Origin of the sequence: Bradyrhizobium sp. AZCC 1719 (assembly GCF_036924525.1) — a bacterium.
GTDB lineage: Bacteria > Pseudomonadota > Alphaproteobacteria > Rhizobiales > Xanthobacteraceae > Bradyrhizobium.
In genome coordinates this window covers 6,794,100-6,814,978 of the sequence record NZ_JAZHRU010000001.1, presented here as the reverse complement: position 1 = coordinate 6,814,978, position 20,879 = coordinate 6,794,100, and the positions used below count along the sequence as shown (strand labels likewise).

Annotated in this window: 15 protein-coding genes; 9 read left to right on the top strand and 6 right to left on the bottom strand. The window is 63.7% G+C overall.

Features of this window, described 5'->3' with window-relative positions; genetic code table 11:
* Nucleotides 1-93: 93 nt before the first annotated feature.
* The 6 genes from V1292_RS32140 to hpaH form a co-directional block, all read right to left on the bottom strand.
* Nucleotides 94-1,722, bottom strand: coding sequence for a thiamine pyrophosphate-dependent enzyme (locus V1292_RS32140; RefSeq protein WP_334376554.1), 1,629 nt, complete (start codon nucleotides 1,720-1,722; stop codon nucleotides 94-96).
* Nucleotides 1,723-1,750: 28 nt separating this feature from the next.
* Complete coding sequence (locus tag V1292_RS32135; RefSeq protein WP_334376553.1) at nucleotides 1,751-2,620, bottom strand: fumarylacetoacetate hydrolase family protein; 870 nt, start codon at nucleotides 2,618-2,620, stop codon at nucleotides 1,751-1,753.
* Between the two features lie 11 nt (nucleotides 2,621-2,631).
* Nucleotides 2,632-3,615 (bottom strand): 3,4-dihydroxyphenylacetate 2,3-dioxygenase, encoded by a 984-nt coding sequence (hpaD, locus tag V1292_RS32130; protein ID WP_334376552.1) that lies wholly within the window; start codon nucleotides 3,613-3,615, stop codon nucleotides 2,632-2,634.
* 99 nt (nucleotides 3,616-3,714) lie between these two features.
* The gene (hpaE, locus tag V1292_RS32125) at nucleotides 3,715-5,250 is read right to left on the bottom strand and encodes a 5-carboxymethyl-2-hydroxymuconate semialdehyde dehydrogenase (RefSeq protein ID WP_334376551.1); all 1,536 of its coding nucleotides are present in this window, start codon (nucleotides 5,248-5,250) and stop codon (nucleotides 3,715-3,717) included.
* Complete coding sequence (locus tag V1292_RS32120; protein ID WP_334376550.1) at nucleotides 5,243-5,641, bottom strand: 5-carboxymethyl-2-hydroxymuconate Delta-isomerase; 399 nt, start codon at nucleotides 5,639-5,641, stop codon at nucleotides 5,243-5,245. The genes hpaE and V1292_RS32120 overlap by 8 nt, the downstream gene beginning before the upstream one ends.
* Before the next feature lie 29 nt (nucleotides 5,642-5,670).
* Nucleotides 5,671-6,477: a 2-oxo-hept-4-ene-1,7-dioate hydratase gene (hpaH, locus tag V1292_RS32115; RefSeq protein WP_334376549.1), complete on the bottom strand. Its 807-nt coding sequence runs from the start codon at nucleotides 6,475-6,477 to the stop codon at nucleotides 5,671-5,673.
* A 146-nt stretch (nucleotides 6,478-6,623) separates the two neighbouring features.
* Between hpaH and hpaR the strand changes: the two genes are divergently transcribed.
* The 9 genes from hpaR (at nucleotide 6,624) to V1292_RS32070 (ending at nucleotide 20,267) form a co-directional block, all read left to right on the top strand.
* The gene (gene hpaR, locus V1292_RS32110) at nucleotides 6,624-7,160 is read left to right on the top strand and encodes a homoprotocatechuate degradation operon regulator HpaR (protein ID WP_028350927.1); all 537 of its coding nucleotides are present in this window, start codon (nucleotides 6,624-6,626) and stop codon (nucleotides 7,158-7,160) included.
* Between the two features lie 210 nt (nucleotides 7,161-7,370).
* Entirely contained in the window at nucleotides 7,371-8,456 is a 1,086-nt protein-coding gene (locus V1292_RS32105; RefSeq protein ID WP_334376548.1) for a malate/lactate/ureidoglycolate dehydrogenase, read from the top strand.
* A 51-nt stretch (nucleotides 8,457-8,507) separates the two neighbouring features.
* Nucleotides 8,508-9,287 carry an HpcH/HpaI aldolase family protein gene (locus V1292_RS32100; RefSeq protein WP_057848022.1) on the top strand — a complete coding sequence of 260 codons (780 nt, stop codon included), beginning with the start codon at nucleotides 8,508-8,510 and terminating at the stop codon, nucleotides 9,285-9,287.
* Between the two features lie 159 nt (nucleotides 9,288-9,446).
* Nucleotides 9,447-10,970, top strand: coding sequence for a UxaA family hydrolase (locus V1292_RS32095; protein WP_334376547.1), 1,524 nt, complete (start codon nucleotides 9,447-9,449; stop codon nucleotides 10,968-10,970).
* Between the two features lie 200 nt (nucleotides 10,971-11,170).
* Complete coding sequence (locus V1292_RS32090) at nucleotides 11,171-14,449, top strand: transglutaminase family protein (RefSeq protein ID WP_334376546.1); 3,279 nt, start codon at nucleotides 11,171-11,173, stop codon at nucleotides 14,447-14,449.
* 28 nt (nucleotides 14,450-14,477) lie between these two features.
* Complete coding sequence (locus tag V1292_RS32085; protein ID WP_334376545.1) at nucleotides 14,478-16,988, top strand: circularly permuted type 2 ATP-grasp protein; 2,511 nt, start codon at nucleotides 14,478-14,480, stop codon at nucleotides 16,986-16,988.
* The gene (locus V1292_RS32080; protein WP_334376544.1) at nucleotides 16,985-17,863 is read left to right on the top strand and encodes a transglutaminase family protein; all 879 of its coding nucleotides are present in this window, start codon (nucleotides 16,985-16,987) and stop codon (nucleotides 17,861-17,863) included. Before V1292_RS32085 ends, V1292_RS32080 begins: the two co-directional genes overlap by 4 nt.
* Before the next feature lie 226 nt (nucleotides 17,864-18,089).
* On the top strand, nucleotides 18,090-18,512 hold the full coding sequence (locus V1292_RS32075) for a cache domain-containing protein (RefSeq protein ID WP_334377225.1): 423 nt from the start codon (nucleotides 18,090-18,092) through the stop codon (nucleotides 18,510-18,512).
* A gap of 54 nt (nucleotides 18,513-18,566) precedes the next feature.
* Nucleotides 18,567-20,267, top strand: a complete 1,701-nt coding sequence (locus tag V1292_RS32070; RefSeq protein WP_334376543.1) for a methyl-accepting chemotaxis protein — start codon at nucleotides 18,567-18,569, stop codon at nucleotides 20,265-20,267.
* Nucleotides 20,268-20,879 lie beyond the last annotated feature (612 nt).

The window sequence follows — 20,879 nt, the reverse complement described above, 5'->3', positions numbered from 1 at the left end:
CACGGTCATTCCGGGATGGTGCGCTAGCACCAGACCCGGAATCTCGAGGTTCCGGGTTCGCGTCTTCGACGCGCCCGGAACGACGTACCCAAATCACGGCCTCGGCGGATGGATAAACGCCCACGGGCTCACTTCCGAATCCGTCGGCACCTCCACCGAGATCACGCACGGCCCGCCGGCGGCCAAGGCCTTCTCCAGCGCGGGCCGGAACTGATCGGGCGAAGTTACCCGCGCAGCACCCGCGCCGAACGACTCCGCCAGCTTCACGAAATCCGGATTGACCAGGTCGGACGCCACCACGCGTCCGTCAAAATGCTGGCGCTGGTCGCGCCGCACATTGCCATAGGCGTTGTTGTTGAACACCAGCGTCACCACGCCGATCCTGAATTGCACGGCAGTCGACAGTTCCTGCACGCCGAACATGAAGCCGCCATCGCCCGTGATCGCGACCACCGGGCGGTCCGGGTTGGCAACCTTGGCGCCCAGCGCGGTGGGGAAGCCGGAGCCGAGCGTGCCCTGATAGCCCGAAGTGATAAAGGTGCGCGGCTCGTAGACCGGAAAGCCGTACCAGGAGGCAAAGCCAACCTGCGAGAGCTCATCGGTAACGATCGCATTGGCCGGCAGCACCTCGCGCAGAATGTTCAGATACGCCATTTGCGGCTGAACCTTCTGGATTTCCTGATGCGCCGCTGCGGTGGCTTCGCGGATTTCGGCGCGCCGGCCGCTGGTTCTGCTATAGCCAGCCTTCTTCACAGCGGCCACGAGATCGGCCGTGCCGGCTTTCGCATCCGCGACCACGGCGGCGTTGGATGCAAGCCGGCGCATCTCGGCCGGATCGATATCGATGCGAACGGACTTCAATCCCTTCGGCTGGTACGGCCAGCGGAAACCCGAGGCCGGCAGCTCCATGCGCGTGCCGACCCCGATCATAAGATCGGTGTTCGGCCAGAGCTTGTAGGCACCCGCCATGGTCAGCCCGAGCTCGTGCGCGTTGGAGACGATGCCGCGGCCGCTGCGGAATGCCACGACAGGCGCATCGATCATCTCGGCGAGCTCGAGAATTTCCTGGTGCGCATGGATCGCGCCGCTGCCGACGAAGATCATCGGTCGCTTCGCGTCCTTGATCAGCGCAGCCGCCGCCTTGATCCGGTCGGGATCGGGTTGCGGCGCCGGAAACGGATCGAACACGGTTGAGGCGCCGACCTGCGCGCGCTGCGTAAAGATGTCCCACGGCATTTCCAGCGATACGGGACCGCGGCGGCCCGACATCATCTCCTGAAACGCGCGCGAGACTACCGCTGGCGCGGCATCTGGGTATTCGATCCGCTCGGCCCATTTCACGAAAGTGCGCAGCGTTGCGAGCTGGTCCGGCATCTCGTGCAGATGGCCGCGGCCCTTGCCGAGAAACGCGGTCGGCACCTGTCCGGTCAGGCACAGCACCGGCTCGTTGCAGCCGAACGCAGTGAGCAGCGCCGCGCTGGCATTGAGCACGCCCGGACCGGGCACCACGCTGAACACGCCCGGCTTGCCCGATGAACGTGCGTAGCCGAAGGCCATGTAGCCGCAGGCCTGCTCATGCCGCGCGCCGATCACCTTCAGTTGTGCCTGATGGAAGGCATCGAACAGGCCATAGATCTGCGCGCCGGGCAGGCCGAACACGGTGTCGACGCCATGCGCGACGAGGCCGCTGACGATTGCTTCGCCGCCGGAAGTTGATTTCATGGTTCTGTCCACTCGCTCACGGGATTTGTCAGGCTTCGTCGATGACGCCGTTTTTGAGCACACCGACGCCCTCGGCTTCAACCTCGATGACGTCGCCAGGCTTCAGATAGCGCGGCGGGTCGAACCGCGCCCCGGCGCCGGTCGGCGTACCCGTCACGATGACGTCGCCCGGCACCAGCGTGGTGAAGGTCGAGAGATAGTTGATGAGATAGCGGAAGCCGAAGATCAACCGGCCGGTGCGGTCGTCCTGCCGCGTGTCGCCATTGACCTTCGTGGTGAGGCGGATATCCGCAATCTGGCCTTCATCGGTGTAGGGCACGATCCAGGGGCCGAGGCTGCCGGTGGAATCGAAATTCTTGCCCTGGGTGACGTTGAACTTGGCGTGCCGCACCCAATCGCGGATGGTGCCCTCGTTGCAGAGCGTGACGGCTGCGATGTGGTCCAGCGCGTCGCTCTCCTTGATATGCCGTCCGGCCTTGCCGATCACAAGCACCAGCTCGCCCTCGTAGTCGAGTTGCGTCGAGGCGCGCGGGCGGACCAGCGGCGCGTTGTGGCCGACAAAGGAGCGCGGGGTGCGCATGAACATGCTCGGATATTTCGGCGCGTCCTGGCCGTCCTTGTATTCGGCGTTGCGATCCGGGTAGTTGACGCCGATGCAGATGATCTTTTCCGGTGCGGGGATCGGTGGCTGCCAATTGATCGCATCGAGCGCATGGTCCGGCCCGCGGCGTGCCGCGTCTTCGGCGAGTTTCATCAGCGCGCCGGCGGCGACGACTTCGCGCAGCGTCGGGTATTCCTTTGCGAAGCGCGCCGAGAGATCGACGATGCCGGCATCGGTCACGGCGCCGTATTTCTGCGCGCCGTTGACGGTGAAAGTGGCGAGGCGAGGAGGAGCCATCTTCTGTTCCGTCAATCCGCGATCAAGACGTCGGCGACAAAGAGCGGCTCGCGGACCTCTTGCCCCGTGAAGGGCGAACCCTCCTCGAACCAGGAGCGCGGAGCAGGAGCGCCCCACAGCGTTTGCCGGCGCGGGTCCTTTAGCGACCAGCGCAGCGGCTCGTGGTCGTGGTCTCCGGTGAAGTAGTCGCTGGTGTAGAGTTCGAGCCGGTGGCCGTCCGGGTCCCGGACATAGAGGAAGAATGCATTCGAGATGCCGTGGCGGCCCGGGCCGCGCTCGATGTTCTTCAGATATCCGCTTGAAGCCATCACGTCGCAGAGATGCAGGACGTTCATCGCCGTCGGCACCCAATAGGCAAAATGGTGCAGGCGAGGACCGCGGCCGTTGGTGATGGCGAAGTCATGGACGTTGCCCTTGCGGTGCATCCAGGCCGCTGCGATCCGCCCGTTCGGGCCGTCTTCCTCGCCGTATTCGGTCAGCCGGAAGCCGAGCCGCGCATAGAAATCGATGGTGCCCTGAACCTCGGGCGCGAAGACGTTGAAATGATCGAGCCGCTGCGGATGGCAGCCTTTGTAGAGATCGTAGCGCCGCAGCAGATGCGGGCGCTTGTCCATCGACGCATAGAGCTCGAGTTGGAAGCCGGCCGGATCGGTGAACTGCAGGGTGCGGCCCTGGAACGGCTGATCGGCGAAGGCGTAAGGGATGCCGTTCTCGGAAAAGAAGGTCGCGGCCTTGTCGAGGTCGCCGTCATTGCCGACCTTGAAGCCGAGCCGATTGCAGGCCGCGGCTGGGGCCTTCCGCAGTACCAGCGAGTGATGCTGATGCTCCTCGCTGCCGCGCAGGTACACCGCCTTGTCGCCGCTATCCTCGACGTGCAGCCCGACGGTGGTTTCGTAGAAGGCGCGGCTCTTGCCGAGGTCGGTGACGTCGAGCACGGCGTGGCTGCAGCGGATGATGTTGAACGGCGGGGTGAATGTGTGTGTCGGAACGGGCATGTGGTTTCCTCGGCGTTGTCATTCCGGGGCGGTCCGCAGGACCGAACCCGGAATCTCGAGGTTCCGGGTTCGCTTCGCGCCCCGGAACGACGGTGCGTTCTAGATTCCCAGTCTCTGAATCTTATGCGTCCCGCGCGCGAGCGAGACGTGCTTGGTTTCCATGTAGAACTCGAACGAGTAGTCGCCGCCGTCGCGGCCGATGCCTGAAGCCTTCATGCCGCCAAACGGCGTCGGCAGGTGGCGGACGTTTTCGGAATTGAGCCAGATCATGCCGGCCTCCAGCGCATCGGCCACGCGCAGCGCGCGGCCCATGTCACCGGTCCAGACATAGCCGGTCAGGCCATACTGCACGCCGTTGGCGATCTCGATGGCGTCCTTCTCGTCCTTGAACGGGATCACAGTCAGGAACGGGCCGAACACCTCCTCCTGCGCCACCCGCATTTTGGAGTTCGCGCCGGTGACGAGCGTCGGCTGCACGTAGTGTCCCCCGCCGGGGCCGTCATGCGGCTTGCCGCCGACTGCGATGGTTGCGCCGTCCTTCCGCGCGACCTCGAAATAGCTGCAGACTTTTGCCAGATGCCGCTCATGGATCAGCGGCCCAATCTCGGTCGCCGGGTCGAGCGGGTGCCCGACCTTCAGGGCCTTCACCCTTGCGGCCAGCCTTTCGATGAACTTATCGGCGATACCTTGCTGGACCAGCAGCCGGCTCGACGAGGTGCAGCGCTCGCCGTTGAGCGAGTAGATCATGAAGACCACCGCATCGAGCGCGCGGTCGACATCGGCGTCGTCGAACACGATCACCGGGTTCTTGCCGCCGAGCTCGAAATGCACGCGCTTCAGGGTGGGGGCGCCCTGCGCCATGATCGCGGAACCGGTCGTGCTCTCGCCGACGAAGCCGATCGCCTTGATCGCGGGGTGCTCGGTCAAGGCCTTGCCGGCCTCTTCGCCCATGCCGTGGACGGTGTTGAGCACGCCGTCGGGCAGGCCCGCCTGTTTCGCAAGCTTCGCCAGCAGGTCCGCCGTAACCGGCGACCATTCGGCCGGCTTGTGCACGACGGTGCAGCCGGCGGCGAGCGCTGGCGCGATCTTCCAGGTCGACAGCATGAACGGCGTGTTCCACGGCGTGATCACGCCGACCGGGCCGATGGGCACCCGGGTCGAAATGTTCCAGTGCTCCTCGGAGGGCATGTTGAGGCCGTCCCGGGCTTCGCCGCACTTGTCGGCAAAGAAGCGAAAATTCTCCGCCGCCCGGATTGCGGCCTTGGCCATGAAGCGGTGCGCCTGACCGGTGTCGATGCATTCCAGCACCGCGAGGTCATCGGCGTTGTCCTCGATCGCGTCGGCCACGCGATGCAGCAATTTTTTCCGCGCGGCGGCGGGCATGTCGCGCCAGGATTTGAAGGCCGTTGCGGCGGCGGTTGCGGCGCGGTCGATGTCTTCGGCGTTGCCGCGGGCGACCGTTGCCAGCACCGCACCATCGACCGGGGACTTCGTGTCAAATGTCTGGCCGGAGACCGACGGCACGGTCTTGCCGTCGATCATGTGGCCGATGCCTTCGCTCTTCAGCCTGGCGAGCAGGGGGGCTGCGCGGTCGCGATTGGCCTGAAACCCGTCCTTGGGTGTCACCTTATCCATTGATAGCCTCCACTTTCAGAGCTTCGTGGATGTTGTTGCGTTTCCAGCTTGTTTCCTTGTCGTTGATCTGCATGTCGAACGACAGCGCGAACTTTTGGTTCGCAAATACCGGATCAAGATAGGCCGACAGGGCCTTGAATATATGTTCGCCGGCCTTCTTGCGGGTGGCGAGATCGCGGCCCTCGCCAAGCCGCAGCACCATGTCGAGAAAGCCATAAGCCTCGCGGCCATCGGCGATCGCGTAGTGCTCGCATTTGATGGCTCGCACGCGGATACCGCCGAGCGGGAAGATGCCGGTTTCCACCGCCGCTTTCCGGACCAGTTCCACCACCGCGGCCATGTCGACGCGCCCGTCGAGATTGGCTGAATATTCAATCGTGAAGTGCGGCATGTTCCGATGGCTCCTGTCGTCCTAAAGCATCAGGCGAAGTAGCAGCTCACCGAACCGTAGGGTCCATAATCCGCCTGGATCGTGTCGCCTTTGCGGGTTTCGATCGGGCGAATGAACGAGCCCGCCAGCACCACTTGGCCGGCTTCGAGCGTTAACCCGTTCGGCGCGATCTTGTTGGCAAGCCACGCCACTGACGTCGCGGGATGATTGAGGACGCCGGCCGCAAGCCCCGTCTCTTCAAGCTGACCGTTGCGGAAACAGAGCGCGCCGATCCAGCGCAGGTCGGCGTCCATCGGCCGGATAGGGCGGCCGCCGAGCACGATGCCGGCATTCGCGGCGTTGTCGGCGATGGTGTCGAATATCTTCCGGGTCGCCTTGGTCTGCGGATCGATCCGCTCGACCCGCGTATCCAGAATCTCCAGCGCCGGCACCACGAAGTCGGTGGCGTTGAGGACGTCGAACATCGTGCAGTCCGGACCCGACAGCCGCGACTTCATCACGAAGGCGAGTTCGGCCTCGACGCGGGTGGCAATGAAGCGATCCGACGGCACCAGCCCGCCGTCGGCAAAGAACATGTCATCGAGCAGGATACCGGAGTCAGGCTCGTCAATATTGAGCGCGCTCTGCATTGCCTTCGAGGTCAGGCCGATCTTGTGGCCCTTCACGGTGCGCCCCTGCGCGACCTTCATCTCGACCCAGGCTTTTTGAATAGCGTAGGCATCCTCGATCGTTATGCCGGGATGTTCAAGCGAAAGCTGCCGGATCTGTTTGCGGGTCTTTTCGGCGGCATCGAGCCGCTCGGCGGCGCTTCGGATATCGTCTCTGGAAAGGGCCATGGGCGTCCGGCTCGATCAGCAAAAAGCGGGTGCTGAAATTTGTTTAACATGTTAAGTTATCCGGCGCAAACTGATTTGATGCTTGTTGCGCCGCAAAACTCTATCCTTGCCTCGATCGAGGATTCCCCGATGGCGGGCCACTGAAGATGTCAGGCAAGAAATCGCCGAACGGATCGCGTTCGGACCAGGAGGGAACGGCGGAGGCCCGTCGCGGGCCGATGCGCGAATTCTCGCGCTCGCTGCCGATGTCGCTCTTGCGCGCGCGCGAAGCCGTGATGCGCCAGTTCCGTCCGTCCTTGCGCAATCATGGGCTGACCGAGCAGCAATGGCGGATCCTGCGCGCGCTGACGGCGGTGGATACTATCGAGGTGACGGAGCTGGCGCGCGTCGCCTTCCTGCTGGGGCCGAGCCTGTCGCGAATCCTGCGCGATCTCGAAGCGCGCGATCTGATCGAACGCCGCGCGGCCAAGGCTGATCTTCGCCGCGGCGAGGTGTCGATCTCGTCCAAGGGGCTGAAGCTGATCGAGGCCGTCGCGCCCACCTCGGAAGCGATCTACGCCGAGATCACGCACCGTTTTGGCGCGCGCAAGCTAGCCGAATTGCAGGACATGCTGGGCGAACTCGAGCGCAGCCTTGCCGCGATGGAGGTAGCGGGTGAGGGCGAGGCTGAAGCCGACGAGTAAGCGCAAATTTGCATGATGCTACTGGCCCGATGCATAGCGGCCGGGCAAATGATTGCAATCATTTGTCAAACGCGACTCAGGCGGTAGACACGCACGCGATTTTTCGTTCAAAGTGCCGGCCAAGCCGGTCATCAAAACCGGTGCGGGAGTCGCAGGCCTAGCTGCTCAAACGCAGGCTTTCCCGTGCAAGGACAGGGCTGAAATCCGGACATGGTCACAATAAAAGTCAACAATCTGATCGACTTCGTCGCAGAGGTTTTTTCGCATTCGGAATCCTCGCCTGAGGAAGCAAGGCGCATCGCTACTTACCTCACGACAGCCAATCTCACCGGCCATGATAGCCACGGCGTGATCCGGGTTCCGGTCTACATCCGCTGGAAGAAGACAGGCAACGTCGTTCCCAACCAGACCCCTGAGATCGTCGTCGACACCCCGTCGCTCGCCGTGGTCGACGGCAAGTTTGGCTATGGCCAGACCGTAACGCCATTCGCGGTGCGGACCGGCATCGAGAAGTGCAAGAAGGCGGGACTGTCAGCCATCGCGCTGCGCAACGCCGGCCACATCGGCCGCGTCGGCGACTGGGCTGAGATGGCCGCGGCCGAAGGGCTGGTTTCGGTGCACTTCGTCAACGCGGCCGGCTCGCTGCTTGTCGCGCCGTACGGCGGGGTCCAGAAGCGGCTCTCGACCGCGCCTTACTGCGTCGGCATTCCGCGCCAGGGGCAAGATCCGATCGTGCTCGATTTTGCAACGTCCATCGTCGCCGAGGGCAAGGTGCTGGTCGCCAGCCGCGGCGGCAAGAAACTGCCGACCGGCGCACTGGTCGATGCCGACGGCACGCTGAGCGAAGAGCCGTCCGTGCTCTATGGTCCCTACACGCCGGACGGGCCGCGCGACCACACCAAAGGCACCGGCGCGATCCGCGCGTTCGGCGAGCACAAGGGCTCAGGGCTTGCCTTCATCTGCGAACTGCTCGGCGGTGCGCTGACCGGCACCGGCGCCACCTCGGGCGGCCGGCAGTTCGCCAACGGCATGCTTGCCTTCTATATCGATCCCAAGGTGATCGACACGGCCAACTATTTCGACGACGAAATCTCGCGCTATACCGACTTCATCCGGGAGACCAAGCCGATCGCCGGCGTCGAGTCCGTGCTGGTTCCGGGCGATCCCGAACGCAAGATGCGCGCCGAGCGCACCAGGAACGGCGTGCCGCTGCCTGATGATACCTGGGCTGCGATCGTCAACACCGCCCGCGAGGTCGGCGTCGGCGAGGCGAGCATTCAGCGCGCCACCAGCTAATCCACTCCACGAACGCCAACAATTGTAACGATCACAAAGGGAAAGCGATCAATGGCAACCAACAACGTCAAGAAAGTATGGGCCTCGGGCAAGGCCGTGGTGAACGCATGGCTCGCGATCCCCTCGGGCTTCTCGGCCGAAGTGATCGCGCAATGCGGCTTCGACAGCGTGACCGTCGACATGCAGCACGGCGTGCAGGATTACCTCTCGATGGTGCAATGCTTTCAGGCGATGAACGGCCATCCGGTGACGCCGATGGTCCGCGTGCCCTGGAACGAGCCCGGCATCATCGGCAAGGTGCTCGACGGCGGCGCCTATGGGGTGATCTGCCCGATGATCAACACCCCGCAGGAGGCGAAGAACCTCGTCCAGTACGCGAAGTATCCGCCAAAGGGCACGCGCTCGAATGGCCCGATCCGCTCCGGCATGTATGGCTCGGCCGGCACCTACCAGCAGACGGCGAACGATGAGATCGTGCTGCTGCCGATGATGGAGACCAGGACGGCGGTCGAAAACATGGAATCGATCCTCGATGTCGAGGGCATCGACGGCGTCTATATCGGCCCGTCCGATCTCGGCTTCTCCTATGGCCTGGTGCCGAAGCTCGACCGCGACGAACCTGAAATTCTCAAAATCTACGAGAAGATCGTCAAGGAATGCGGCAAGCGCGGCCTCAATCCCGGCATCCACTGCTCCGGCGCCGAGGGCGCGGTGCGCGCTATCAACATGGGCTTCAAGCTCGTGACGCTCTCGAACGAGAGCGGCTTGATGATGACCTACGCCAAGATGCAGGTGAACCAGACCCGCAAGGATAGCGGCGGGAAGGCGTAAAAGGTCTGGTGTCCCGGACGCGGTGCAGCGCTTCTTAGCGGTGCACCGCAGAGCCGGGACCTCGTAGCAGCAGCGTGCATGGGCCCCGGATCAGCAGCGCATCGCTCCGCGCTGCGCAGCATCCGGGGCACGATAGCTAGATACCAAGGAGACACCAGCATGACCCCGGCACCCGTGATCTGTCTGCACCCTGACGATGGCGTGCTGATCGCGCGCGCGAGCTTGCCGCCGGGCATGGTGGTGGCCGATGGCGTCACCACAATCGAACGGATTCCTGCCGGCCACAAGGTGGCGATCAGGCCGATCGCCGCAGGCGAGCCGGTCCGCCGCTACGGCCAGATCATCGGCTTTGCCACCGCGCCGATCGCGCCGGGCCAGCATGTGCATACGCAAAACTGCGGTATGGGCGATTTCGCCAAGGACTATGCCTATGGCGTCGACGTCAAGCCGGTGCCGAATTTCGATCTGTCCGCCACCTTCGACGGCATTCGCCGCGCCGACGGCCGCGTGGCGACGCGCAACTATATCGGGATCCTCACCTCGGTGAATTGCAGCGCCCATGTCGCCGGCATCGTCGCCGACATGTTCAAGAAGAACCCGTTCACCGGCGATAATCCGCTGGCCGACTATCCGAACGTCGACGGTGTGGTGGCGCTGACCCACAAGACCGGCTGCGGCATGACGCAGAACGAACCGCTGGCATTGTTGCGGCGGACACTCGGCGGCTACGCGCGGCACGCAAATTTCTCCCATGTGGTCGTGCTGGGGCTTGGCTGCGAAGTCAACCAGATCGGCGGGCTGATGGAGGAGCAGAAGCTCGCGGGACGCCTGCGCGCGATGGACATCCAGGAAGTCGGCGGCACCCGCAAGACGGTGGAAGCCGGCATTGCCTTCGTGAAGGAGGCGCTTACCGACGCCAATAAAGTGAAGCGCGAGAAGGTCGCAGCCAGCGAATTGACGGTGGCGCTGCAATGCGGCGGCTCCGACGGTTACTCCGGTGTCTCCGCCAATCCGGCGCTGGGTGCTGCGAGCGATCTCTTGGTGCGCCACGGCGGCACCGTGATCCTCTCCGAGACGCCGGAGACTTATGGCGCCGAGCATCTGCTGACGCGGCGGGCTGTCAGCCGCGAGGTTGGCGAGAAACTCGTCGGCTTGATGCGCTGGTGGGAGGAGTACACCAGGCGCGAAGGCGCCGAGATGAACGCCAATCCGAGCCCCGGCAACAAGGCCGGTGGCCTCACCACGATCCTGGAAAAATCATTGGGCGCGATGGCCAAGGCCGGCAGCACCAATCTGGTCGACGTGCTCAACTATGCTGAGCCCATCACCAAGAAGGGTTTTGTCTTTATGGATACGCCCGGCTACGACCCGGTTGCGGCGACAGGCCAGGTGGCGGGCGGCGCCAACCTCGTCTGCTTCACCACGGGCCGCGGCAGCGTGTTCGGCTGCAAGCCTGCGCCCTCGATCAAGCTCGCCACCAACACGCCGATGTACAAGCGCATGGAAGATGACATGGACGTCAATTGCGGCACCATCCTCGACGGTGAGGAGACTGTGCAGCAATGCGGCCAGCGCATTTTCGAGCTGATGCTGAAAACGGCATCGGGTCAGCCGACGAAGAGCGAGAGTTTCGATTTCGGCGGCGCCGAATTCGCGCCGTGGGTGCTTGGGGCTACGATGTAAAATTCTTGGCCCGTCATTCCGGGGCGACGCGAAGCATCGAACCCGGAATCTCGAGATTCCGGGTCTGGTCCTTCGGACCATCCCGGAATGACGGCGCCAAACATTCCGCACTTCCCATAGGCACTCGCTGCCCGTTGTTAATGCTTGATCCCGCCCGGAACCGGTGTTCTGCTTAAAAAAGCCGCTGGAGTCTCCGGTCCGTGTCGATCTTCGTCGCACTACACCACGTCACGCACTACAAATACGACCGACCGATCGATCTCGGCCCTCAGACCATTCGCCTGCGTCCGGCGCCGCATACGCGGACGCCGATCCTGAGCTATTCGCTCAAAGTGACGCCATCAAATCATTTCGTGAACTGGCAGCAGGATCCGCAGGGCAATTGGCTGGCGCGCTTCGTCTTTCCGGAGAAGGCGTCTGAGCTCCGAATCGAAGTCGACTTCACCGCGCAGATGACGGTCGTCAATCCCTTCGATTTCTTCGTCGAGCCCTACGCTAACTCCTTTCCGTTCCAGTACAGCAACGATCTCAAGACCGAGCTCGCGCCCTATCTCGCGACCTCCGACCAGGGGCCGTTGTTCGCGGCTTATTTAAAGGAGTTTCCGCGCGAGGCCGACAGCACGGTCAATTTCCTGGTCGAGCTCAACGCTCAGCTTCAGAAGAAGATCAAATATGTCATCCGGATGGAGCCGGGCATTCAGACGCCGGAGGAGACGCTGGCGCGCGGCTCCGGCTCGTGCCGCGACTCGGCGTGGTTGCTGATCCAACTCCTGCGGCATCTCGGCCTCGCTGCGCGCTTCGTCTCCGGCTATCTCATGCAGTTGCGTCCCGATATCGATCCGGTCGAAGGCCCACGCGAGGTCGAAAGCGATTTCACCGATCTGCACGCCTGGGCGGAGGTCTATCTTCCCGGCGCCGGCTGGATCGGGTTCGACGTCACCTCGGGCATGCTGACGGGCGAGGGGCATATCCCCGTCGCTGCCACGCCGCATTATCGCACGGCGGCGCCGGTCTCGGGCAGCGCCGGCTTCGCCAATGTCGAATTCGGTTTCGAGATGAGCGTCAGGCGCATCCGCGAGGCGCCGCGGATCACGCGGCCGTTCTCCGATGAATCCTGGGCACGGCTTGACAGCCTCGGCGAGCAGGTCGACGCCGATCTCAGGCGCGACGACGTGCGGCTGACCATGGGCGGCGAGCCGACCTTTGTCTCGATCGACGATCTGGAATCGCCGGAATGGAACATCGCTGCCATCGGCCCGACCAAGCAGGCGCTGGCGGATGAGCTGATCCGAAAGCTGCGTGCGCGTTTCGCGCCGGGCGGGTTGCTGCATTACGGGCAAGGCAAATGGTATCCGGGCGAAAGCCTGCCGCGCTGGGCGTTCGGACTCTATTGGCGCAAGGACGGCGTGCCGATCTGGAAGAATGCCGAGCTTATCGCGAAGATCGAGAATCCGTCCAAGGCCGATATCGCGGACGCCCGGCGACTGATGGAAGGCATCGCGAAGCGGCTCGGCCTCGACGCCAGCTACGTGATGCCGGCATACGAAGACCCCGTGCATTGGCTGCAAAAGGAAGCCGCGCTTCCGGTCAATGTCGATCCCGGTGACTCCAAGCTGTCCGATCCCGAAGAACGATCACGCATGGCGCGGGTGTTCGATGAAGGGCTCGACAAGCCGAAGGGCTTCGTGCTGCCGATCCAGCATGCGGACGCCGATGGTTCTCGCTGGATCAGCGAGCGCTGGCAATTCCGGCGCAGCCATTTGTTTCTGATCCCAGGCGATTCCCCGCTCGGTCTTCGGCTGCCGATGGCGTCGCTGCCGCATGTTCCGCCGGAAGAATATCCTTACCTCGTCGAGCAGGATCCGATGGATGCGCGGCTGGAGCTGGCGGCCGACGACAAGGAGCCTGAAGCAGGGGACACGCAAAGGCGAGCGCAAGAGCCGAAAGCAAAGCGTAAAGCCAAGCCGGTGCGCACGGCAACCGCTGTCGAAATCCGCGACGGCGTATTGTGCGTCTTCATGCCACCGGTCGAGAAGCTCGAGCATTATCTCGAACTGATCGCGGCGGTGGGGGCGACCGCCGAAGAGATGCAGATCCCGGTCCATATCGAGGGCTACGGGCCGCCCTATGATCCGCGCATCGAGGTCGTCAAGGTGACGCCCGATCCCGGCGTGATCGAGATCAACGTCCAGCCGGCGCAAAGCTGGCGCGAGGCGGTCGACATCACCTTCGGCCTGTATGAAGACGCCGCGAAGGTCCGGCTCGGCGCCAACCGCTTTCTCGTCGATGGCCGCCACACCGGCACCGGCGGCGGCAATCATGTCGTGATCGGCGGCTCGACCCCGCAGGATTCGCCGTTCCTGCGCCGCCCGGATTTGCTGAAGAGCCTGGTGCTGTACTGGCAGCGCCATCCATCGCTGTCCTATTTGTTCTCCGGCATGTTCATCGGCCCGACGAGCCAGGCGCCGCGCATCGACGAGGCGCGGCATGACGGACTTTATGAGCTGGAGATCGCGCTCTCGCACGTGCCGCCGCCGGATATCGAGGCGCCGCTATGGCTGGTCGATCGGCTGTTCCGGCATATCCTCGTCGACATAACCGGCAATACCCATCGCGCCGAAATCTGCATCGACAAGCTCTATTCGCCGGATGGCCCGACCGGCCGGCTCGGGCTGGTCGAATTCCGCGCGCTCGAAATGCCGCCCGACCCGCGGATGTCGCTGGCGCAGCAATTGTTGATCCGCGCGCTGATTGCAAAGCTGTGGCGCGAGCCGCAGCAGGGCAAGTTCGTACGCTGGGGAACCGCGCTGCACGATCGCTTCATGCTGCCGCATTTCCTCTGGGAGGATTTTCTCGGCGTGCTCGATGAGCTCAAGCTATCCGGCTACGATTTTTCGCCGGAATGGTATTCGGCACAACTCGAATTCCGCTTTCCGGTGTTCGGCCGTGTCCACCACGGCGGCGTCGCGCTGGAATTGCGTCAGGCGCTGGAGCCCTGGCACGTGCTGGGCGAGGAGGGCTCGGCCGGCGGCACCGTGCGCTATGTCGATTCTTCCGTGGAGCGCCTGCAGATCAAGGCGACTAGCTTCGTCGACGGACGCCATGTCGTGACCTGTAACGGCAGGCGGATGCCGATGACGCCTACCGGCCGCTCGGGCGAGGCCGTGGCCGCCGTCCGCTTCAAGGCCTGGCAGCCAGCCTCAGGGCTGCATCCGACCATCCCGGTCCACGCGCCCCTGACATTTGACTTGATCGATAGCTGGAACGGCCGTTCGCTCGGCGGCTGCGTCTACCACGTCGCGCATCCCGGCGGCCGCAACTACGACACCAAGCCGGTCAATTCCTATGAGGCGGAGGCGCGGCGGCTGGCCCGGTTTCAGGATCATGGCCACACCCCGGGGCGGATCGAGCCGCCGCCCGAGGAACGCACAATTGAATTCCCTTTGACGCTCGACTTGAGGACGCCGCTCCTGATCTAATCGGAAGCGAGGGTCTCGGGGAATCGAAATGTCAGGCCAAGGCAACAGTCAGGAGAGCAAGGCCCGTCCAGGACAGCGCCGGATGGCGCAATGGACCCGCGACTATGCGCGGCTGCCCGGCATTCCCGACGAATATATCGGGCCTGACGGAGCGCCGCGCGCGGCGTGGACCCGTTTCTTCGATGCCTTTGCGGCGCTTTCGCCGCCAGATATCGAGCGGCGCTTCGCCTCTGCCGACCGGCATCTGCGCGAGGCCGGCGTCACCTATCGCGCGCCCGGCGAAACCGCCGACCGGCTGTGGCCGCTCAGCCATCTGCCGCTGATCATCGACGAGGCCGATTGGCAGCAACTGACCACGGGTATCGCGCAGCGAGCGCAGTTGTTCGAAATGATCCTGCGCGATCTCTATGGCGAGGCCCGGCTGGTCAGCGAGGGCGCGGTGCCCGCGGCGGCGATTGCCGGCAGCAATGAATATCTGCGCGCCGTTTGTGGCGTCAAACCCCCGGGTAACCGCTATTTGCATTTCTATGCGGCTGACGTCGGCCGCGGCCCCGACGGGCGCTGGTGGGTGCTGAACGACCGCACGCAGGCACCCTCGGGCGCCGGTTACGCGCTGGAAAACCGCCTGGTGCTGTCGCGCGTCTTTTCCAGTCTCTACAAGTCGATGAACGTCGAACGGGTGGCGCCATTCTTCGAGGCCTTCCGCGATTCGCTCCGCGCCAGCGCCGACCGCGACGAGCCGCGCATCGGCCTGCTGACGCCGGGCGCCTTCAGCGAAACCTATTTCGAACACGCCACGCTGGCGCGCTATCTCGGCTTTCTCCTGGTTGAAGGCGACGATCTCGCCGTTAGCGGCGACCGCATCCATATCCGTACCGTCGCGGGTCTGAAGCGGCTCGACGTGCTGCTGCGCCGGGTCGACTCCAATTTTCTCGATCCGCTGGAGCTCGATGCCTCGTCGCATCTCGGGGTGCCGGGCCTGATCGACGTGCTGCGCAAGGACGGCGTCGTCGTCGCCAACATGCCGGGCTCCGGCGTATTGGAGGCGAGGGCGCTGCTCGGATTCCTGCCGAGCCTGTGCCGCCGCTTGCTCGGCGAGACCTTGATCATGCCGCACATCGCGACCTGGTGGTGTGGCCAGAAATCCGCGCGTGAGGAAGTACTGTCGCGGCTGGAGGATTTCGTCATCGAGGGCGCCTATGGCCGGGCCGTTCCCGGCTTTTCCAGCCATGCGCCCGTGCTTGCCGGCGAGTTGCCGCCAGCCGAGCGCGACCGGCTCCGGCAGGCGATCACCGACCGCGGCATCGATTATGTCGGCCAGGAACTGGTGCGCTTGTCGACGACGCCGGTGTGGGAAGAGGGACGGATCACGCCGCGCCCGTTCGTGCTCCGGGTATTTGCCGCGGCTACTCCACAAGGCTGGACCATCATGCCCGGCGGGTTCTGCCGGATTGCCGAAAAGGAGGATGCGCGTGCGGTGTCGATGGGCGACGGCGTGCGGTCGGCGGATGTCTGGGTGGTGTCCGACAAGGCCGTAGCGTCGGCGACGCTGTTGCCCGGCGCCGACACGGTGCGGATCAGGCGGATCGCCGGCGTGGTGCCGAGCCGTGCCGCGGATAATCTGTTCTGGCTTGGCCGCTATCTCGAACGCGCCGAGGCGACGCTGCGGCTGATCCGCGCCCTTGGCACCTCGACGCGCGATCCCGCCAAGGGAGCGTCAGCTGCGTTGCATTCGGTTGAGCGTATCCAGCGGATTCTCGTGACCTGGGGTGCTACCTCGCAGGCGACGCGGACCAATCCGGCGCGGGTCATCGCGGAAGCGCTGCAGAGCGAGGAGAAGTTCGGTTCGGCGCTTTCGCTGGTGCGATCGGTGCAGCGAACTGCGAGTTCGCTGCGCGAGCGACTTTCGCCCGATGCCTGGCAGATCATCACCGAGATGGTGGAGCGCCTCGCACTGCAAGTCGACGACGACGACAGCATCGTCAGCGCCGCTGAATTGACGCTGCAGGAGCTGGCGAGCCTTGCCGGCCTGGCGCAGGAAAACATGAACCGCGCCGCCGGCTGGCGCTTCCTCGACATGGGCCGCCGGGCCGAGCGCGCCATCAACACCGCGCGGTTCGCGCGGCAGTTCGCCTATGACGAAGCGGGCGAAGATGACCTCGACGCGCTGTTGACGCTGGTGGATTGCCAGATCACCTACCGCTCGCGCTATCTGGTCGGGCCGGCGCTGGCGCCGGTTCGCGACCTCGCCGTGCTCGACCCTTATAATCCGCGCTCGGTCGCGTTTCAGGTCGCAGCGCTCAACGACCACATTGCGGCGCTGCCGAGCCTGAAGGAGCATGGTTTGATCGAGCGGCCGCAACGGTTGGCAGTGGCGTTGCAGGCGACGCTGACGACGGCGGAAGCCGCCACGCTGGATGTGAAAACGCTGTTTGCACTCGAACAGGATCTGCTCAATCTGGCCGACGCCATCGGCCTGCATTACTTCCCGCACGGGCCCAATGCGAGCCGGCCGGAGAAGCTCACGGGCCTCGCGTGATCTACGACATCCGTCACGTCACGACCTACGCTTACGAGAGCCCGGTGAGTTTTGCGCGCTGCTCGCTGCGGCTGGAGCCGCGAACCGGCGACGGGCAGCAATTGATCTCGCACGCGGTCGAAATCCGGCCGCGGCCGGCCGAACGCACGATGCGGCGGGACTTTTTCGGAACGCATACCGAGAGCGTGCTGATCGAGACCGCGCATCGCAATTTGCGGATCGATTCCCGCTCACGGGTTTCGGTCGCGCGTCGGGCGCCTGGTCGCACGGCGGCCAGCCCGCCCTGGGAGCGCATCCGCGACGTGGCCTTTGAGGCTACCAGCCTCGGTCCCGCTTCGCCGGTCGGATACGTCTTTGCAAGCTCGCTGGTGCCGGTGCTGGCGCCGCTCACTGCCTATGCCGCGCCAAGCTTCGCGCCGGGCGGCGGCATCCTCACGGGCGCCGTCGACCTGATGCGCCGCATCCGCAGCGATTTCAGATACGACTCCAAGGCCACCGTGATTTCGACGCCGCTTGGGGAAGTGTTCGAGAAGCGCCACGGTGTCTGTCAGGACTTTGCCCATGTGATGATTGCGGGGCTGCGCGGGCTCGGCCTGCCGGCGGCCTATGTCAGCGGCTATCTGCGCACCGTTCCGCCGGCCGGCCAGCCGCGCCTGCAGGGCGCCGACGCCAGCCACGCCTGGGTCTCGGTCTGGTGCGGCGCCGAGCTCGGTTGGGTCGGCTTCGATCCGACCAACGACCTCCTGGTCGAGAACGATCACATCATCCTGTCGATCGGCAGGGACTTCTCCGACGTCTCGCCGGTCGACGGCATCATCGTCGGATCGCGCAAGCAGAAGCTCAACGTCGCCGTGGACGTGCTGCTGGTGGAATGAGGTTGGAATGCCTCCGTGCCGGACTTCTTAAGAATTGGTTGTCCTGCCGCAGCGGTTAGGCCGCGCTAATCTCCGCTGCACTACGGATAGGCACTTTAACGGAAGGTTCGCACTTTTGTTGCCAGCATGACGTGCGCGGAACCGCGCCTGCAAGTTGCGTCCACCTAGCCAGGAGATAATCGTGAACAATTGGTCAACAAAGCCTTTCGTTTCCGCCGTGGCAGCCATGCTTGTTTTCGGCGGTACCGCCAGCGCGGGCGGCGGCGCAACCAAGGATGAAGCCGTTGCCATGGTCAAGCAGGCCGTTACCTTCATCAAGGAGCAGGGACCCGAAAAGGCGTATCCCGAGCTCACCAACAAGGCCAGCAAGTTTCGCGACCGCGATCTCTATGTCGTGGTTTACCAGCTCGACGGCAAAGTGCTGGCTCACGGCTCGAACGAGAAGTTCGTCGGCAAGGATCTGATCGACGCCCAGGATGTCGACGGCAAGCTCTACGTCAAGGAACGCGTCGAACTCGCCGCCAAGCAGCCTTCGTTCTGGCAGGATTACAAGTTCGTCAATCCGGTGAGCAAGAAGGTCGAGCCGAAGGAAATGTACTGCGAGAAGCTGGATAACACGGCCGTCTGTGCGGGCGTCTACAAACTCTGACCCCGATCAAGCGTTTGCGTGGTTGTGCGGTGATCGCCGCACTGAAGGGGTGACATGCTCGGCTGGATCAAGAACATTGGCCTTTCCTGGAAAGTCCAGCTCGCTCCGGCGTTCCTGATCGCCGTCCTGATCGGGCTCGGCGCCTATGCGTTGCAAACGCTGCGGTCGAATCAGGCCGCCGTTGACGCGTTGGTGTCCGGTCCGGTCCGGCAATCGGAGCTGGCCAACGATCTCACCACAACGGTGTGGACGGCGCACGCCAAGCTCTATCGTCTTGCTGCCACTGCAGCCAACGAAAAGGACGAGAAGAAAATTGTGCAGGTCGCCAAGGAAGCTTCCGTGGCGGCCGGCAAAATTTCGGACGCGCTGAAGGCCGTCGAAGGTATCAAGGGCGGGTTCAGCCCGGAAACATTCGAGAAGCTGAAAGCCGCTGTTGCAGGCTACCTCAAGCAATCGAAAAACGCGATCGAGATGGCCGATGGCGACGCCGGTTCGGCGCTAATATTCATCAAGGGCGCGGAACGAAACTTTGCCGTCATCGAAAAGCTGGCCGACGACCTGATTACGCACAGCAGCGAGAGCAAGGACCGCGAAATTGCCCGTGCGGGGATCAAGCTCGAGCAGCAGCAGATAACGCTGACGGCCGTGCTTCTGGCCGTTGCGCTCGCTGGCATCGTCGTCTCGTTTCTGATCGGCCGGAGCATTTCCCATCCCGTCGTGGCGATGTCGAGGGCGATGCGCGAACTTGCTGCCGGGCATTTCGAGGTCCAACTGCCCGGCCTTGAGCGCCGCGATGAAGTCGGCCAGATGGCGCACGCGATCCAGGAATTCAAGGTGCAGGCGATCGCCAAGGCCGAACGCGAGACGGCGGAGCGCGAGGAAAAGAACCGTGAACTGGCATCGGCCCGCCGTGCCGAGCTTCACAATCTGGCCGAGAGTTTCGAGATCGCGGTCGGCAATATCGTCGAGAACGTTGGCTCAGCCTCGGCCGAACTGGAAAATTCCGCCGCGGTCCTGACCAACAGCAGCGTGGCCACCCAGGAGCTCTCCACCGTGGTCGCCGCGGCTTCCGAGGAGACCTCCAGCAACGTGCAGTCGGTGGCGTCCGCCACCGAGGAAATGGCCAGCTCCGTCAATGAAATCGGCAGGCAGGTTGCGAATTCCAACCGGATCGCCAACGAGGCCGTCGTTCAGGCGCAAAAGACCGACGCCCGGATCATCGAATTGTCGGAGGCGGCAAACCGCATCGGCGACGTAACCAGGTTGATCACCACGATCGCCGAGCAGACCAATCTACTGGCACTCAACGCGACCATTGAGGCCGCCCGCGCCGGTGACGCCGGCCGCGGCTTTGCGGTAGTTGCCCAGGAGGTCAAGGCGCTCGCCACCCAGACCGCCAAGGCAACCAGCGAAATCTCGACCCAGATCGCCGAGATGCAGTCGGCGACGCAGGAATCGGTGCACGCCATCAAGGAGATCAGCGGCACCATCGGCCGGGTTTCCGAGATCGCGGCGGCGATCGCTGCCGCTATCGAGGAGCAGGGCGCTGCCACCCAGGAAATCGCGCGCAACGTGCAGCAGGCGGCAGTGGGCTCGACCCAGGTCGCGACCAGCATCGCCGACGTCAACCGTGGCGCCGGCGAAATCGGCACGGCGTCGTCACAGGTGCTGGCCAACGCGCAACTGCTCTCCAACGAAAACAAGCGGCTCAAGGCCGAGGTCGGCAAGTTTCTCGCCACCGTGCGGTCGGCTTAGGCCGTTCGCCCAAAAATCGAGATTGGTGAACGTGGCTTAATCCACGTCCGTTTTGCAGCGCTTTGCGGACTCAAGTCGGACATCGCCCCAAGTCCGAAAAGGGCCAACGGACTAAACCGCTCGCGCGGTAGAACGCCGCGGCTGGCGACACGGCGAAGCAACAGGCGACAGGTCATCGTGACGAGCGGTGCAATAGCCCGTTGGCGATGATCGGATGATCGAGGACCTGCTGATCTGGAAGTTCGTGGCGGAGCACCCCCGTTGCACAAGAAAAAACTCGAACCCGGCATGCTCGACCGTGATGGTGTGCACCATCGCGCTTGTTGGACCCAGTCCAGGAATCTCGACGCAAGCAGAGTTACAAATGCCGTGACGCTCTTGACGAGCAACTCAAAACAGTTTCGGCTCAGCAGCTCCGGAGGCTTTCCAGATCGATAGAGATCAGTTTGCCTCATGAGATTCGAATATCGAGAAACTCACGTTTAGATTGTGTGGTGTGGTATTTTTACTACGGCCAAGTCCTTGAAAGTACAGGTGCCGCCAAACATTAAATCCCCATTGGACGACTCTATTGATCGTCTGAAGGTTGTTTGACGCGACTTAGCTTGATCA

Excerpts from the sequence above, each read along its gene's own strand:
- V1292_RS32075 (WP_334377225.1), top strand. The coding sequence starts at position 18,090 with ATGCTTGTTTTCGGCGGTACCGCCAGCGCGGGCGGCGGCGCAACCAAG.
- V1292_RS32120 (WP_334376550.1), bottom strand. The coding sequence starts at position 5,641 with ATGCCGCACTTCACGATTGAATATTCAGCCAATCTCGACGGGCGCGTC.
- V1292_RS32070 (WP_334376543.1), top strand. The coding sequence starts at position 18,567 with ATGCTCGGCTGGATCAAGAACATTGGCCTTTCCTGGAAAGTCCAGCTC.
- hpaR (WP_028350927.1), top strand. The coding sequence starts at position 6,624 with ATGTCAGGCAAGAAATCGCCGAACGGATCGCGTTCGGACCAGGAGGGA.
- hpaE (WP_334376551.1), bottom strand. The coding sequence starts at position 5,250 with ATGGATAAGGTGACACCCAAGGACGGGTTTCAGGCCAATCGCGACCGC.
- hpaD (WP_334376552.1), bottom strand. The coding sequence starts at position 3,615 with ATGCCCGTTCCGACACACACATTCACCCCGCCGTTCAACATCATCCGC.
- V1292_RS32100 (WP_057848022.1), top strand. The coding sequence starts at position 8,508 with ATGGCAACCAACAACGTCAAGAAAGTATGGGCCTCGGGCAAGGCCGTG.
- V1292_RS32135 (WP_334376553.1), bottom strand. The coding sequence starts at position 2,620 with ATGGCTCCTCCTCGCCTCGCCACTTTCACCGTCAACGGCGCGCAGAAA.
- V1292_RS32095 (WP_334376547.1), top strand. The coding sequence starts at position 9,447 with ATGACCCCGGCACCCGTGATCTGTCTGCACCCTGACGATGGCGTGCTG.
- V1292_RS32085 (WP_334376545.1), top strand. The coding sequence starts at position 14,478 with ATGTCAGGCCAAGGCAACAGTCAGGAGAGCAAGGCCCGTCCAGGACAG.
- V1292_RS32140 (WP_334376554.1), bottom strand. The coding sequence starts at position 1,722 with ATGAAATCAACTTCCGGCGGCGAAGCAATCGTCAGCGGCCTCGTCGCG.
- hpaH (WP_334376549.1), bottom strand. The coding sequence starts at position 6,477 with ATGGCCCTTTCCAGAGACGATATCCGAAGCGCCGCCGAGCGGCTCGAT.
- V1292_RS32105 (WP_334376548.1), top strand. The coding sequence starts at position 7,371 with ATGGTCACAATAAAAGTCAACAATCTGATCGACTTCGTCGCAGAGGTT.